Below are 14,822 nucleotides of genomic sequence, written 5' to 3' on the forward strand. Positions count from 1 at the left end.
GATAATTAAGGCGAAAAAATCGCAGGCCGGGGGTGCCCTAAGCGAGGCCTGCGCAGTGAAGTCAGGAGATGACATCTGCTTGCCTGAACAAAAGGCAGTAATAACTGCCGTCCGGCCGGACAGTATAGCCGCCGAGCTGGGAATCAACCCCGGCGATGTGCTGGTGGCCATCAACGGGGAACCAGTGCCCGACCTGATTGTCTACCGTTACCTTTGCGCCGGTGAAAACCTGGAGGTAGAGATTGAAAAACCCGGCGGCGAACGATGGCTCATGGAAATTGAAAAGGATTACGACGAGGACCTGGGGCTGGAATTTGCCGCACCGACCTTTGATGGCCTGCGCCATTGTAGCAATAAATGCCTTTTTTGCTTTGTCGACCAGATGCCCCGGGGCCTCCGGCCCGGTCTTTATATCAAAGATGACGATTACCGTTATTCCTTTCTCCACGGCAATTTTATTACCCTGACCAACTTAAAACCCCGGGACTGGGAATATATCTTCCGCTGGCACCTCAGCCCCCTCTATATTTCCGTCCATACCACCAATCCGCGATTAAGACGCAGGCTTTTAGGCAATCAACGGGGCGGGGAAATCATGGTACAGCTGAAGAAGCTGGCCGCTGCCGGCATCCAGATGCATACCCAGATTGTCCTCTGCCCGGGGCTCAATGACGGCCCGGAGTTAGAGCGGACGGTAAAGGACCTCAGCAGCCTTTATCCCGCGGTACAATCTATTGCTGTAGTACCGGTGGGTTTGACTTCCCGGCGGGAAAATTTATTCCCCTTGCGTCGGGTGACACCGGAGGAGGCCGCAGCAATAGTAAACCGGATTGCAGCCTGGCAGGCTGGGTTTCGCCACCGCTTTGGGTGCGGCCTGGTCTACGGGGCCGATGAACTCTACCTGCTGGCCAATCTCCAGCTACCCCCGGCTCCTTACTATGACGACTTTCCCCAGACGGAAAACGGTGTTGGCCTCACGCGCCTTTTCCTGGATGATTTTGCAGCTGCCCTGGCTAACCTCAACCGGCATGAAATCCGGACCCGGCGGGTAGTAATAGCCACCGGTACCCTGGCGGCTCCCCTCCTGGCAGGACTCGTCCAGGAGGCTACGGCAAAGGCCGGCAACCTGGAGGCCAGGGTAGTCCCGGTAACCAACCTTTTTTTTGGCCCGCAGGTGACGGTGGCCGGCCTCCTCACCGGCCAGGACCTGTTAAGTGGCTTAAAAGAAGCCGCCCCCTGGATCCGGGAAAAAGAAGGAGTTATTCTCATCCCCGGCGTCATGCTAAAAAGGGATGCCCCGGTTTTCCTGGATGACCTGACGCCGAAAATGCTTGCCGCTGAACTGGGAGTAGAGGTAGAGGTAGTTCCAGCTACGGGAAAAGGGCTGGTAGAGGGAATGCTAACGAGAGGGAAATGAAGATTTACAGTATATTACGGAGGAATCCTTTTTGCCTAAACCGGTAGTAGCCATTGTCGGCCGGCCCAATGTCGGCAAGTCAACCCTTTTCAATCGCCTCACCGGCGCCCGGGTGGCTATCGTTGAAGACACCCCCGGGGTAACCCGGGACCGCCTTTACCGCGACGCCGAATGGCGAGGGCGCCAGTTTACCCTGGTAGATACGGGGGGCATTGCTGCCAGGCCGGATGATCCCCTGGTGGCCCAGGTAAGGCGTCAGGCAGAACAGGCCCTGGAGGAAGCTGATGTTATCCTCTTTGTAGTTGATACCAGGACCGGCCTGACCGCCGACGATGAAGAGGTGGCAGAGATATTACGCCGCTCCGGGCGGCCGGTAATCCTGGTGGCCAACAAGGTCGAAGACTTCAGCGATCCTACCTTGACCCACGAATTTTATCGCCTGGGCCTTGGAGATCCTTTTCCTGTTTCCGCCATTCACGGTTTAAATGTCGGCGATCTCCTGGACAGGGTAGTTGACCTCTTACCGGAGGCTGCCGTAGAAGAGGACGGGATGGCCTTAAAAGTAGCCGTGGTGGGGCGGCCCAATGTGGGTAAGTCTTCTATCGTCAACCGCCTCCTGGGCGAAGAACGGGTCATCGTCAGCGACCTGCCGGGCACTACCAGGGATGCCATAGATACATATATTCGCCAGGGCGAAAGGGAGTACATCCTTATTGATACCGCCGGCATGCGCCGCAAGAGCCGCATCGCCGATTCCACCGAGCATTACAGCGTTTTGCGGGCCCTGAAGGCGGTGGAACGGGCCGACGTAGTCCTGGTAGTCCTGGACGGTACCGAAGGCGTAACCGAACAAGATAAAAAAATTGCTGGCTATGGCCACGAACACGGCAAAGCCTCTATAATAATAGTAAACAAGTGGGATTTAGTGCCCAGGGATGATAAAACAATGGCCCGTTATGAGGAGATGATCCGCCAGGAGTTAAGTTTTATGTCCTATGCTCCTATCCTTTTTATTTCTGCCCTGACAGGGCAACGGGTTGCCCGGATTTTACCCGCCATTGATGCTGTAGGAGCAGAGGCCAGCCGTCGTGTTGCTACAGGAACATTAAATTCCATAGTGCGAGAAGCGGTTATACTCACGCCACCGCCGGCGGTAAAGGGCCAGGCGGTTAAAATCTTTTACGCCACCCAGGTCAAGGTCAAACCGCCGACCTTTATCTTCTTCTGCAACCGTCCAGAAGATGTCCATTTTTCCTACCAGCGTTATTTGGAGAACCAGCTCCGGCAGGCCTTTGGTTTTGAGGGCACGCCGCTGCGTTTATTATTCCGGCGCAGTAAAGGGCAATAATTAAAAATGGAGGGGAAAATATGTGGCTGCTGGCCCTGGTACTGGCTTATCTTATCGGTTCTATTCCCACGGCTTACGTGGTGGGACGTTATGTGTACGGTTTTGATATCCGGCGACGGGGCAGTGGTAATGTCGGCGCCACCAACGCTTTAAGAACCATGGGTACTTTTCCAGGCCTGCTAGTACTGGCAGTTGATGCCCTGAAAGGCATCCTGGCTGTCTGGTTGGGCCAGGCTATGGGTGGTCCCTGGCTGGCAGCCATAACGGCTCTGGTGGCCATTATTGGCCATAACTGGTCTATTTTCCTGGATTTTCAAGGAGGAAGGGGGGTAGCTACGACTGCTGGTGCAGTGCTGGCCATGGCGCCGCCTGTCATCTTCTGGGCCGCATTGCTCTGGCTGGTAATCGTAGTTTTTACTCGCTATGTCTCCCTGGGGTCAATTTTGGCTGCTGCCTTAGCCCCTTTTCTAATGCTCTTTTTTCACCGGCCCTGGCCCTATATCCTTTTTACCTTTGCCGGGGCAACACTGGTTATATACCGCCACCGGCCCAATATCAAACGCCTGCTGGCTGGGACCGAACATAAACTGGGGGAGCGAAGTTAATTGACCGGAACTATTGCCGTTATTGGTGCCGGCAGCTGGGGGACGGCCCTGGCCGTTTTACTGGCCCGGAAGGGCTTGCAGGTTAACCTCTGGGCCAGGCGCCGGGAACTTGTGGCTGAACTGGAAGAACTGCGAGAAAATAAAGCATATTTGCCGGGAGTTAAATTGCCTGCCGGGATCAGGCCAACGACCGATCTGGAATTAACCACCAGGGAGGCAGGCCTGGTGGTCCTAAGCGTTCCATCCCATGCCGTCCGTTTAACAGCCCGGCAAGTAAAACCTTTTTTACCTCCAGGAATAATAGTCGTAAATACTGCGAAAGGGCTGGAGCTGGACACTAAAAAACGTTTATCAGAAGTCCTTACCGAAGAAGGCCTGGCGCAGGTGGCAGTGCTCTCCGGCCCCAGCCATGCCGAAGAAGTCGGCCGCGGCTTGCCGACGACCGTGGTCGTAGCTGCTGCCGACCGGCAGATAGCTGAATATGTCCAGGATATTTTTATGGATCCAACTTTCCGGGTTTATACCAATCCCGACGTGGCAGGGGTCGAATTTGGCGGCGCTTTAAAAAATATTATTGCCCTGGCCACAGGGATTGCCGATGGCCTGGGCCTGGGGGATAATGCCCGGGCGGCCCTTATGACCAGGGGCATGGCTGAAATTGCCCGGCTGGGGGTAGCCCTGGGGGGGAAAGCCATGACTTTTGCCGGTTTAAGTGGTATTGGCGATTTGATTGTCACCTGTACCAGCATGTACAGCCGTAACCGCCGCGCCGGGATGCAGCTGGGGGAGGGTAAAGCCCTGGCCGAAATCCTGTCCGGCATGGGTATGGTGGTCGAAGGTGTGCGGACTACGGCGGCCGCTAGGGATCTGGCCCGCCAGCACCAGATCCGGATGCCCATAACCGAAGAAATTTATAAGGTCCTTTATGAAGGCAAACCAGTGCAGGAGTGTGTGGCGGCCCTCATGGAGCGGCCGCGCACCCATGAGGTTGAAATAGGTATCTGGTAAACCCCCGTACCGTTTCGGTGCCAGTTTCCTCCAATCACTATTCATCGCAGGTTCTTTTCTTGTCCCCGGGCGCATAGATCTGTAAAAGGTTGACCCCTAAAAATGATTTCGGGTCATATTCTGGCTACCAAATCATATAGATGTATTGTTAAAACATGCCAGTCGGGCTGAACGGTAAACTAAATGGCCTGGGGAGGGAGAATACGGGGTGGAAAAGCGGGATATTTTCCGGGATATAGCCGAACGTACCGGCGGTGATATTTATCTCGGCGTCATGGGGCCGGTACGCAGCGGCAAGTCAACTTTTATCACTCAATTCATGGAAAAGCTGGTGTTGCCGAACATCAAAAATCCCAATGAGCGGGACCGGGCCAGGGATGAATTGCCCCAGAGCGGTGCCGGGCGCATGATCATGACCACCGAACCCAAATTTATTCCCAATGAAGCGGTGGAGATTACCATCCGGGAAGGGTTGAAGATGCGCGTGCGGCTGGTCGACTGCGTCGGCTATACCGTGCCCGGCGCCCTGGGCTATGAGGACGGCGAGGGGCCCAGGATGGTCCGGACGCCCTGGTTTGAAGAGCCGGTGCCCTTCCAAGAAGCGGCAGAAACAGGAACGCGCAAGGTGATCACCGACCACGCCACCATTGGCATAGTTGTTACCACCGATGGCAGTATTACGGAGATTCCCCGGCAAGATTATGTCGATGCCGAGGAACGGGTCATCTGGGAACTCAAGGATTTAGGTAAGCCCTTTGTCGTCCTGCTCAATTCCGTCCATCCTCTGGCCGAGGAAACAATTACCCTGGCCGGGGAACTGGAGTCCGCCTATGATGTCCCGGTCCTCCCGGTGGACTGCCAACATTTAAGCGAAGAGGACATCCTGCATATCATGGAAGAGGCCCTCTATGAATTCCCGGTGGCCGAGGTCAACGTCAACCTGCCCCGCTGGGTGGATGAACTGGCAGGCGACCACTGGCTGCGGCAGCAGCTGGAAAATGCCGTCCGGGAAGCAGTGGGGGAGGTCCGGCGCCTGCGGGATATCAATGGCGCTATTGACAGGCTTAACGAAAATGAATATGTTTTACGGGTAGCCCTGAAGGACATGGACCTGGGCACCGGTACTGCCCATATTGACCTAGCAATGAGGGAAGGGCTCTTCTACCAGATCCTGCGGGAAGTCAGCGGCCTGGACATCAGCGGTGACCAGGATATCCTGCGCTGGATTCGCGAACTGGCCGGCATCAAGAAGGAATGGGATAAAATCGCTTATGGTATCCAGGAAGTCCGCAACACCGGCTACGGCGTCGTAACGCCCACCGAAGAAGAAATGGAACTGGCCGAGCCGGAACTTATCAAGCAGGGCGGGCGTTCCGGCGTGCGGCTGAAGGCCACAGCCCCATCTTACCACTTCATCCGCGCCGACATCACCACTGAGGTAACGCCCCTCATCGGTACCGAAAAGCAGTGCGAAGACCTGGTCAAATATATCATGGAGGAGTTTGAAGATAATCCCCAGAAGATCTGGCAGACCAATGTGTTCGGCAAGTCCTTAAGCGAACTGGTGCGGGAAGGTATCCAGAGTAAACTCTACCGCATGCCGGAAAGCGCCCAGGTAAAACTCCAGGAAACAGTAGAACGCATCGTCAACGACGGCGGCGGTGGGCTGATCTGCATTATAATTTAGGAACAACTGCAAGACAACCGGGGTATTGCCCCGGTTTATTTTTTAAGGGGCAACTGGTTATTTACTGCTACCCCGGGCTATGGTACAATGTATAAAGAGGTAAGACCACTTGTCCCAGGGGTAGGAGCGATAACCATTGAGCGATAGTTCAACGGAAAAACTTTTCCAGCCTATTTACCGCAATCCTAAAAGCGTCTATCACCGGGTGGTAGATGAAATAAAAAAAAGCATTTTTGAGGGGCGAATGAAGCCCGGCGACCGCCTGCCGGCCGAACGGGAGCTGGCGGAAATGCTTGGGGTTAGCCGGACTTCCGTCCGGGAAGCCTTAAAAATGCTGGCTGCCGAGGGCCTGGTAAGCATCCGTCACGGCCAGGGGGCCTTTATCAGCGAGCAGGACCCGGATGAATACTTAAAGCGCTTTGCCAGCCACCTGCCGGTGAACAGGGATACGGTGTTGCATCTTTTTGAAGTGCGTAAAGTCCTGGAGCCACAAGCGGCCCGCTGGGTGGCAGAAAGGGCCAGCCAGGCTGATATCCAGGAGCTGGCCAGCATGGTGACCACCACCAGGGAACAGCTGGGACGCCTGCGTAGCGGCCGCCTTTCCCTCCTGGCAGGGCACGACAGCAATTTCCATTACCGTCTGGCCCAGGCCACCGGTAATACCGTCCTGGTGCGCTTGATGCACAGCATGCTCGATCTCCTGGCCGACAGCCGCTCCCGCAGCCTGGCCATTCCCGGCCGCGGCGAACGGTCGGTTGATGAACACTATGAGATTGTAAAGGCTTTAATCAACCGTGATGGCGATGAGGCTGCGGCAGCCATGTTGCGGCACCTGGAAGACGTCGAGGAGCAGGTTGTTGCCGCCTGGCGCCAGGGATAAATATAAAAAAGTGCTTGACACCCTTTGAAACAGGGTTTATAGTTTATATCAAGCTGGCTTAATTGAATACAGGAACTAAAAACTCTTATCAAGAGTGGTGGAGGGACTGGCCCGATGAAGCCCGGCAACCCGCTGTCCCGGTTTACCCGGGGGCGACAGGTGCCAATTCCTGCAGGGCATTTGCCCTGAGAGATAAGGGGGGTAAGCAAGTTAATGCCTCTTCTTATCGGAGAGGTTTTTTTATTCCCCCGCGGCCGGCTAATTAAAAAAGAGAGGGGAATTACCCATGTCCAAGCAGCAGTACCGTTTTGCCACCCTGGCGGTCCACGCCGGCCAGGAACCTGACCCGGCTACAGGAGCGCGTGCCGTACCCATTTACCAGACCACTTCCTACGTTTTCCGGGATGCCGACCATGCGGCGGCCCTTTTTGCCTTAAGCGAACCTGGCAACATTTACACCCGTATCATGAACCCCACTACCGATGTTTTCGAAAAGAGAATGGCCGCCCTGGAGGGCGGTGTCGGCGCCCTGGCCACGGCTTCCGGCCAGGCGGCTATAACCTTAGCCATTGCCAATATTGCAACCGCCGGGCAGGAAATTGTGGCTTCCACCAGCCTTTACGGGGGGACCTTCACCCTGTTTAACTCCACCCTGCCTAAATTCGGCATCAAGGTCCGCTTCGTCGATAGTGCGGACCCGGAAAATTTCCGGACCGCCATAAACGATAAAACCCGGGCCCTGTATGTAGAGATCATCGGTAACCCCAAACTGGATGTTCCGGACCTGGAAGCCCTCGCGGCCATCGCCCACGCGGCTGGTATACCTTTAATCGTTGATAATACCTTTGCCACGCCGTATTTATGCCAGCCCTTTGCCTTCGGAGCCGATATTGTGGTCCATTCGGCCACCAAGTTTATCGGCGGCCACGGTACCTCCATCGGCGGGGTTATTGTCGACTCCGGTAAATTCAACTGGGACAACGGCAAATTTCCCGGCCTGGTGGAGCCGGATCCCAGCTACCACGGCCTCAGTTATCTGAAAGCTTTTGGCCCGGCGGCCTATATCGTCAAGGCCCGGGTACAACTCCTGCGCGACCTGGGACCGGCTTTGAGCCCGTTCAATGCCTTTCTTTTCCTCCAGGGCCTGGAAACCCTGCCCATACGCATGGAGCGCCACGTCCAGAATGCCCTGCAGGTTGCCCGCTGGCTGGCAGAACACCCGGCCGTAGCCTGGGTGAGTTACCCCGGCCTGCCCTCCCATCCCTCCTATGAACGGGCGCAAAAGTACCTGCCCCGGGGAGCAGGGGCGATCTTGACCTTTGGCATTAAGGGTGGCAGGGAAGCTGGGAAAAAATTTATCAATAGCCTGGAGCTGTTCTCCCTCCTGGCCAATGTCGGTGACGCCCGTTCCCTGGTCATCCACCCGGCCAGCACTACCCACCAGCAGTTGACGGCGGAGGAACAGCTGGCTTCAGGAGTAACCGAGGACCTGGTCCGTCTCTCCATCGGCCTGGAGGATGTCGACGACCTCATTGCCGACCTGGACCAGGCCCTGAGCAGGAGCAGGTTATAGTATGGGCGATGTCGGTATTGTTGCCACCCGGTTTTATGACTGGCCAGGAAGCCTGCAGCTGGAAAGCGGGGCCCGTTTGGGCCCCCTTACCATAGCCTATGAAACCTATGGCGAGCTGAATGCTGCCGGGGATAACGCCATCCTGGTCCTCCATGCCCTTACCGGCAGCGCCCATATTGCCGGCCGCCATTCCCCGGACGACCGGCTGCCCGGCTGGTGGGACCCCCTGGTGGGGCCGGGCAGGGCCCTGGACACCCGGCGTTATTTCGTGGTCTGCGCCAATGTCCTGGGCAGCTGTTATGGGACTACAGGACCGGCTAGCATAAACCCTGCCAGCGGCAGGCCCTATGGCCTGGATTTCCCAATAATTACTATTCGTGACATGGTGCGGGCCCAGAAAATACTGCTGGATTACCTGGGCGTCAAGCACCTGGTAGCAGCCATCGGCGGCTCCATGGGCGGCATGCAGGTGCTGGAATGGGGCTTCCTTTACCCGGAAATGGTCAGCGCCATTATTCCCATTGCCGCCTGCGGCCGGACGACGCCTATGCAGATAGCCTTCCATAACGTCCAGCGGGAAGCCATCTACGCCGACCCGGACTGGCAGGGCGGCGACTACTACGGCACCCCGGGACCCCGGCGGGGACTGGCCCTGGCCCGGCGGATCGGAACCATTACTTATAAGAGCGACCCTTCCTGGACCATGAAATTCGGCCGGACCGTGGTGGACCCGGAAAAATACTACCACCTTGAGGGCCAGTTTGAAGTGGAAAGCTACCTGGCTTACCAAGGGAGAAAGCTGGTCCAGCGCTTTGACGCCAATGCTTATCTCTACCTCACCAAGGCTGTTGATCTCCATGATGTCAGCCGGGGCCGGGGAAATTATACCGAAGTGTGGAATAATTTACCTCCCTGCCTGGGGATAGGCATATCCAGCGACTTTCTTTTCCCTCCCTACCAGGTCAAAGAGATTGTCCGGTTAATTAAGGCCGGCGGTGGCCGCGCCCGGTACCGGGAACTCAATTCTCCCTATGGTCATGACGCTTTTCTTATTGAATTTAAACAGCTGGAAGCTATTATTAAACCTTACCTGGCTGAGTTACGCCCCGACCTGTCTGGATAAAAAAGTATTGCCCAACAGGGAGGGATAAGGTAAAATTGAAAGGTACGAGGAGAGTGAGGGTGTGTCAGGACCAATAAATATTGGCCTCCTGGGCCTGGGGACCGTTGGCAGCGGCGTGGTCCGGCTCCTGCAGCAGAACGGCGGTGCCATCGCCCAGAAGCTGGGCCGGCCTTTAAAAATCAGCCGCATCCTGGTGCGGGATAGGCATCGAACCCGCCAGGTAGAAGTTAGTCCCGACTTGCTTACTACCGATCCGGAAACGATCCTGGCTGACCCGGATATTCCCATTATAGTCGAGGTGATGGGCGGCACCGGCGCGGCCCGGGAATACATCCTTAAGGCTATCAGCCAGGGTAAAAGCGTGGTTACGGCCAACAAGGATCTCCTCGCCCTTTACGGCAAGGAGCTTTTTGATGCCGCTGAGGCCAGCGGTGTTGACCTTTTCTTTGAGGCCAGTGTGGGTGGGGGTATTCCCATTATCCACCCATTGAAGGAATGCCTAGCCGGCAATCGTATCCGCCAGGTCATAGGCATCGTCAACGGGACCACCAATTATATCCTCACCAAGATGAGCCGGGAAGGGCGGGATTTTGCTGAAGTCCTCAAGGAAGCCCAGTCCCTGGGTTATGCTGAAGCTGATCCTGCTGCCGACATTGAAGGGGACGATGCCGCCCGCAAAATGGCCATCCTGGCTTCCATTGCCTTTGGTACCCGCATTACTTACCCGGATGTTTACCGGGAAGGCATCAGCAATCTCACGGCCCAGGACATCAGTTACGCTGCCGACCTGGGTTATGCCGTAAAGCTCTTAGGGATTGCCCGGGAGGACGAAGAAGGAATAGAGGTACGGGTCCACCCGGCCCTGGTACCCTTAAACCACCCCCTGGCGGCAGTCAGCGATGTTTTTAATGCCATTTTTGTTGAAGGCGATGCCGTAGGGGAAACCATGTTTTACGGCCGGGGTGCCGGTTCCATGCCTACGGCCAGCGCCGTGGTGGGCGATATTATGGAAGCGGCCCGCAACATCCAGCACAAAACCCGCGGCCGCATATCCTGTACCTGCTTTTATGATAAACCCCTGAAACCCATGGGAGCCATTATTACTAAGTATTACTTAAGACTGGTAGTTGTCGACCGGCCGGGGGTCCTGGCCAGTATTGCCGGTGTCTTTGGCGAGCGGGAAGTCAGCCTGGCTTCGGTCATCCAGGAGCGAATGCTGGGGGAACTGGCCGAACTGGTCCTCATTACCCACCGTGTGCGGGAGCAAAACATGCAGGATGCCCTGGGCGTCTTAGCCGGTTTGCCGGTTGTTAAAGAAATAGCCTGTGTTGTGCGGGTAGAAGGAGGAGAAAGTGGTTGAGCTGGCCGGGAGTTATTCGCGCTTACCGGGAGTTCCTGCCGGTGACGGAGGCAACTCCCTTGATTACTTTACAGGAGGGCAACACCCCCCTGATAGCCGCTGGGAATCTTTCCCGGGAGCTGGGTATAAAACTCTATTTCAAGTATGAAGGACTTAACCCCACCGGGTCCTTTAAGGACCGGGGCATGGTCATGGCGGTGGCCAAAGCCATGGAGGCCGGGTCGAAGGCCATTATGTGTGCCTCAACTGGCAATACCTCGGCTTCGGCTGCTGCCTATGCCGCCCGTTGTGGCTTAAAGTGCAGTGTTCTTATCCCGGAAGGCAACATCGCCCTGGGAAAACTGGCCCAGGCCCTCTTTTATGGTGCCAGGGTAATTGCCATCCAGGGTAATTTTGACGACGCCCTGGACCTGGTACGCCGGATTACGGCCAAACATCCCATTACCTTGGTCAATTCTATTAACCCCTTTCGCATTGAAGGCCAGAAAACGGCCGCCTTTGAGGTTTGCGATTGGCTTGGTGAGGCCCCGGATTACCTGGCCATTCCCGTAGGCAACGCCGGTAATATTACTGCTTATTGGAAAGGTTTTAACGAGTATTACCAGGCCGGCCGCAGCCATTATTTACCGAAGATGATCGGCTTCCAGGCCGAAGGCGCGGCCCCGATAGTGAGGGGAGAAGTGGTGCCCAACCCGGAAACGGTGGCCACAGCTATCCGCATTGGTAACCCGGCCAGCTGGCAGCCGGCCGTCCGGGCGGCTAAAGAATCCGGTGGCTTTATCGACTGTGTCAGCGATGAAGAAATCCTGGCGGCCCAGCGCCTGCTGGCTACGGCAGAAGGCATCTTTGCCGAACCGGCTTCGGCCGCTTCCCTGGCCGGTGTGATCAAGTATGTTAAAAAGGGTTATTTCCATTCCAGTGACCGGGTCGTCTGCGTCCTTACCGGTCACGGTCTGAAGGATCCAAATATCGCCATCAAGCAGGTGGCCGAGCCCATATCCTTGCCACCTGAGGAAGCCAAGGTATTAGAGGTAGTATTGTAGTAAACAGCCATAACAAAGGGCAGAGTACCTTAAGGGTCCCGCCCTGGAGATGGAGAAATGAAGGTAGGATAATTTATGCCACTGGTGCGGGTGCCGGCTACTACGGCCAACCTGGGGCCGGGGTTTGACACCCTGGGGATGGCCCTGGATCTCTACGATGAACTGCTAATCGAAGCAGCTCCTGCCCTGGAGATTACCGTGACGGGTGAAGGCGAGGCAACCATCCCCCGGGGACCGGAAAATATCGCTTACCGGGCCGCCCTGGCCGTCTTTGCCCGGGCCGGGCGGCCGGCGGTTAATTTGAAAATAGCCATGTATAATAGCATCCCGGTGGCCCGGGGACTGGGCTCCAGCGCGGCAGCCCTGGTAGGGGGGCTGGTAGGGGCCAATGCCCTTCTGGGTGAACCATTAAGCCGGGACGAACTAGTAAACCTGGCCACGAATCTGGAAGGGCACCCCGATAATGTAGCCCCGGCCATTTTAGGCGGCCTGGTGGTAGCCGCCAGGGACGGGGATAAGGTCTACTGCCGGCGCCTGGAACCGCCGGCAGGGTTAATGACCGTGGTAGCCATTCCCCAGTTTACCCTGTCAACAAGGGTATCCCGGGGTGTCCTGCCAGCCAGGGTGGCCTTAAGTGATGCCGTCTTTAACCTCAGCCGGGTGGGTCTCCTCCTGGCTGCCGTCCAGGCCGGTGACCTGGAGCTAATGGGCAAGATGATGGAGGATAAACTGCACCAGCCCTACCGCTTACCCCTGGTGCCGGGGATGGGGGAGGTTTTTGCCGCCGCCCGGGAGGCCGGGGCCCTGGCGGTCGCTTTAAGCGGTTCCGGGCCGTCGGTAATTGCCTTTTGCCGTGGCCGTAAGCCTGAGGTAGGACCGGCCATGGCAGCAGCCTTTGCCCGCCACGGGGTGGCCTGTACCGTGAAAGAGCTGGCCCCGTGCCCCCAGGGCGCATTGATCGTTTAATATCCTCTCACATCTCTTTTACAGGAGGTTCTTTATGGCACTTATAGTTCAAAAATACGGCGGAACTTCCGTTAATGGCCCCGAACGGGTCAAGAATGTCGCCCGCCGGGTGGTTAACACCCGCCGGGCGGGCAATGAGGTGGTGGTCATTGTCTCGGCCCCGGGAGATATGACCGACGACCTGATCGCTATGGCCCACGAGATTAGTCCCAACCCACCAGCCCGGGAAATGGACATGCTCCTGGCTACAGGGGAGCAGACATCCATTGCCTTGCTGGCCATGGCCATTCATGAACTGGGGGAACCGGTCATTTCCCTGACGGGTCCCCAGGTGGGCATTTTAACCGACAATGTCCACACCAAGGCCCGTATCCTGGAGGTTAGCTGTGACCGCCTGCACCGGGAACTGGCGGAAGGCAAAATCGTCATTGTCGCCGGTTTCCAGGGCATGACCTGCGATAACGAGATCACCACCCTGGGCCGGGGTGGTTCGGATACGACGGCCGTAGCCGTAGCTGCCGCCCTGAAGGCTGACGTTTGCCAGATTTATACCGACGTGGACGGGGTTTATACGGCTGACCCCCGGGTCGTACCTGCAGCCAGGAAACTCCCGGTTATCTCCTACGACGAAATGCTGGAACTGGCCAGCCTCGGGGCCCAGGTGCTGCAGCCCCGCTCAGTGGAGTTTGGCAAGCTAAACCATGTGGTTTTAGAGGTACGTTCCAGTTTTAACGACAATGAAGGAACCCTGGTGAAAGAGGTGACGGAAATGGAAAAGAAAATGGTGGTCAGCGGCGTAGCCGGTGACCGTAACGTAGCCCGGATAGCCCTCCATGATGTTCCCGACCGGCCGGGGATTGCCAAGGCCCTCTTTGTCGCCCTGGCCAGGGAAAGCATTAATGTCGATATGATCGTTCAGAGCGCCATGCGGGATGGGATTAACGATATTGCCTTTACCGTCGGCCGCGACGATCTCCGCAAGGCAGTGGAGGTTACCGAAAGGGTGCGGGCCGAGATCGGTGCCAGCAAGGTAACTTATAATGATAAGGTAGCCAAGGTATCCATTGTCGGCGCCGGTATGATCACCAATCCCGGCGTGGCCGCTGAGATGTTTGCCTGCCTGGCGGAGGAAGGGATCAATATTCACATGATCAGCACCTCCGAGATCAAGGTTTCCTGTATCATTGATGAGGAATACCTGACCCGCGCCATGCAGTCCCTCCACAGCCGTTTCGGCCTGGAGAAGGAATAAGCCGTAGTACCTTTCTTTAAGCCCACGCATAAGATGCAGGAAGAAAACCTGTAAGGGGTGATTATGGGTGGGCTTATTCCAAGTACCCTGCCCGTCCGGCCGTTACTGGCGGGTGGAGGCAGGGGATACCCTGTATCTAATAGCCTTGCGTACGGGTACTACGGTAGCCGAACTGGAACGCCTGAATCCCGGGGTTGATCCTTATAACCTCCAGATTGGCCAGGTGCTCTGCCTGCCACCTGAACCGCCCTGTCCCTCGGGCGTGTACTGGCAGGTAGCTCCCGGCGACACCCTGTACAGCATTGCCCGGGCCACCGGGACGACGGTAGAAAAGTTGCTGGAACTAAATCCCCATGTCGATCCCTACAATCTCCAGGTCGGCCAGAATATCTGCCTGCCAGGGTAAATTGCTGAATTTGTGCTTGCAAAAAATTTAATTGTGGTATATATTAATAGCAAGGGGCAAGGGTGTCCTTAAACTTATTAAATCAAACGGCGATGCATGCCAGTGTGAGCAAAGACGCTCCAGGGGTAAAACCCCGATGGGGCGTTTTTCTTTT

The 14,822-nt window shown here is 56.5% G+C and carries 13 protein-coding genes and 1 riboswitch; all 13 genes read left to right on the top strand.

The genetic code is table 11. From position 1 onward, the window contains the following. Positions 1–79: 79 nt before the first annotated feature. The 13 genes from MOMUL_RS04075 to MOMUL_RS04135 all read left to right on the top strand — a co-directional run bounded on the left by MOMUL_RS04075 (position 80) and on the right by MOMUL_RS04135 (position 14,668). Positions 80–1,417 (top strand): DUF512 domain-containing protein, encoded by a 1,338-nt coding sequence (locus MOMUL_RS04075; protein ID WP_062282411.1) that lies wholly within the window; start codon positions 80–82, stop codon positions 1,415–1,417. A 31-nt stretch (positions 1,418–1,448) separates the two neighbouring features. Further along, positions 1,449–2,765, top strand: coding sequence for a ribosome biogenesis GTPase Der (der, locus tag MOMUL_RS04080; protein WP_062281861.1), 1,317 nt, complete (start codon positions 1,449–1,451; stop codon positions 2,763–2,765). Positions 2,766–2,785: 20 nt separating this feature from the next. Then, a complete protein-coding gene (plsY, locus tag MOMUL_RS04085) occupies positions 2,786–3,370 on the top strand; it encodes a glycerol-3-phosphate 1-O-acyltransferase PlsY (protein WP_062281864.1) in 585 nt (194 codons plus the stop codon). Further along, positions 3,371–4,378: an NAD(P)H-dependent glycerol-3-phosphate dehydrogenase gene (locus MOMUL_RS04090; protein ID WP_062281867.1), complete on the top strand. Its 1,008-nt coding sequence runs from the start codon at positions 3,371–3,373 to the stop codon at positions 4,376–4,378. It begins immediately after the preceding gene. 208 nt (positions 4,379–4,586) lie between these two features. After that, entirely contained in the window at positions 4,587–6,065 is a 1,479-nt protein-coding gene (spoIVA, locus tag MOMUL_RS04095) for a stage IV sporulation protein A (RefSeq protein ID WP_062281870.1), read from the top strand. A gap of 136 nt (positions 6,066–6,201) precedes the next feature. Then, positions 6,202–6,945 carry a FadR/GntR family transcriptional regulator gene (locus MOMUL_RS04100; RefSeq protein WP_062281873.1) on the top strand — a complete coding sequence of 248 codons (744 nt, stop codon included), beginning with the start codon at positions 6,202–6,204 and terminating at the stop codon, positions 6,943–6,945. An 82-nt stretch (positions 6,946–7,027) separates the two neighbouring features. Beyond that, positions 7,028–7,144: riboswitch (SAM riboswitch) on the top strand. Positions 7,145–7,231: 87 nt separating this feature from the next. Then, a complete protein-coding gene (locus MOMUL_RS04105; RefSeq protein ID WP_062281876.1) occupies positions 7,232–8,518 on the top strand; it encodes a homocysteine synthase in 1,287 nt (428 codons plus the stop codon). 1 nt (position 8,519) lies between these two features. Further along, on the top strand, positions 8,520–9,641 hold the full coding sequence (metX, locus tag MOMUL_RS04110) for a homoserine O-acetyltransferase MetX (RefSeq protein ID WP_062281878.1): 1,122 nt from the start codon (positions 8,520–8,522) through the stop codon (positions 9,639–9,641). Positions 9,642–9,702: 61 nt separating this feature from the next. After that, the gene (locus tag MOMUL_RS04115) at positions 9,703–11,001 is read left to right on the top strand and encodes a homoserine dehydrogenase (protein WP_062281882.1); all 1,299 of its coding nucleotides are present in this window, start codon (positions 9,703–9,705) and stop codon (positions 10,999–11,001) included. Beyond that, entirely contained in the window at positions 10,998–12,044 is a 1,047-nt protein-coding gene (gene thrC / locus MOMUL_RS04120; RefSeq protein ID WP_062281884.1) for a threonine synthase, read from the top strand. Before MOMUL_RS04115 ends, thrC begins: the two co-directional genes overlap by 4 nt. Positions 12,045–12,119: 75 nt before the next feature. Beyond that, complete coding sequence (thrB, locus tag MOMUL_RS04125; RefSeq protein ID WP_062281887.1) at positions 12,120–13,010, top strand: homoserine kinase; 891 nt, start codon at positions 12,120–12,122, stop codon at positions 13,008–13,010. A 34-nt stretch (positions 13,011–13,044) separates the two neighbouring features. Then, complete coding sequence (locus MOMUL_RS04130; protein ID WP_062281890.1) at positions 13,045–14,262, top strand: aspartate kinase; 1,218 nt, start codon at positions 13,045–13,047, stop codon at positions 14,260–14,262. 67 nt (positions 14,263–14,329) lie between these two features. Then, positions 14,330–14,668, top strand: a complete 339-nt coding sequence (locus MOMUL_RS04135; protein ID WP_062281894.1) for a LysM peptidoglycan-binding domain-containing protein — start codon at positions 14,330–14,332, stop codon at positions 14,666–14,668. Positions 14,669–14,822 lie beyond the last annotated feature (154 nt).

Origin of the sequence: Moorella mulderi DSM 14980 (genome assembly GCF_001594015.1) — a bacterium.
In the GTDB taxonomy this organism is placed as follows: domain Bacteria; phylum Bacillota; class DSM-521; order Neomoorellales; family Neomoorellaceae; genus Neomoorella; species Neomoorella mulderi.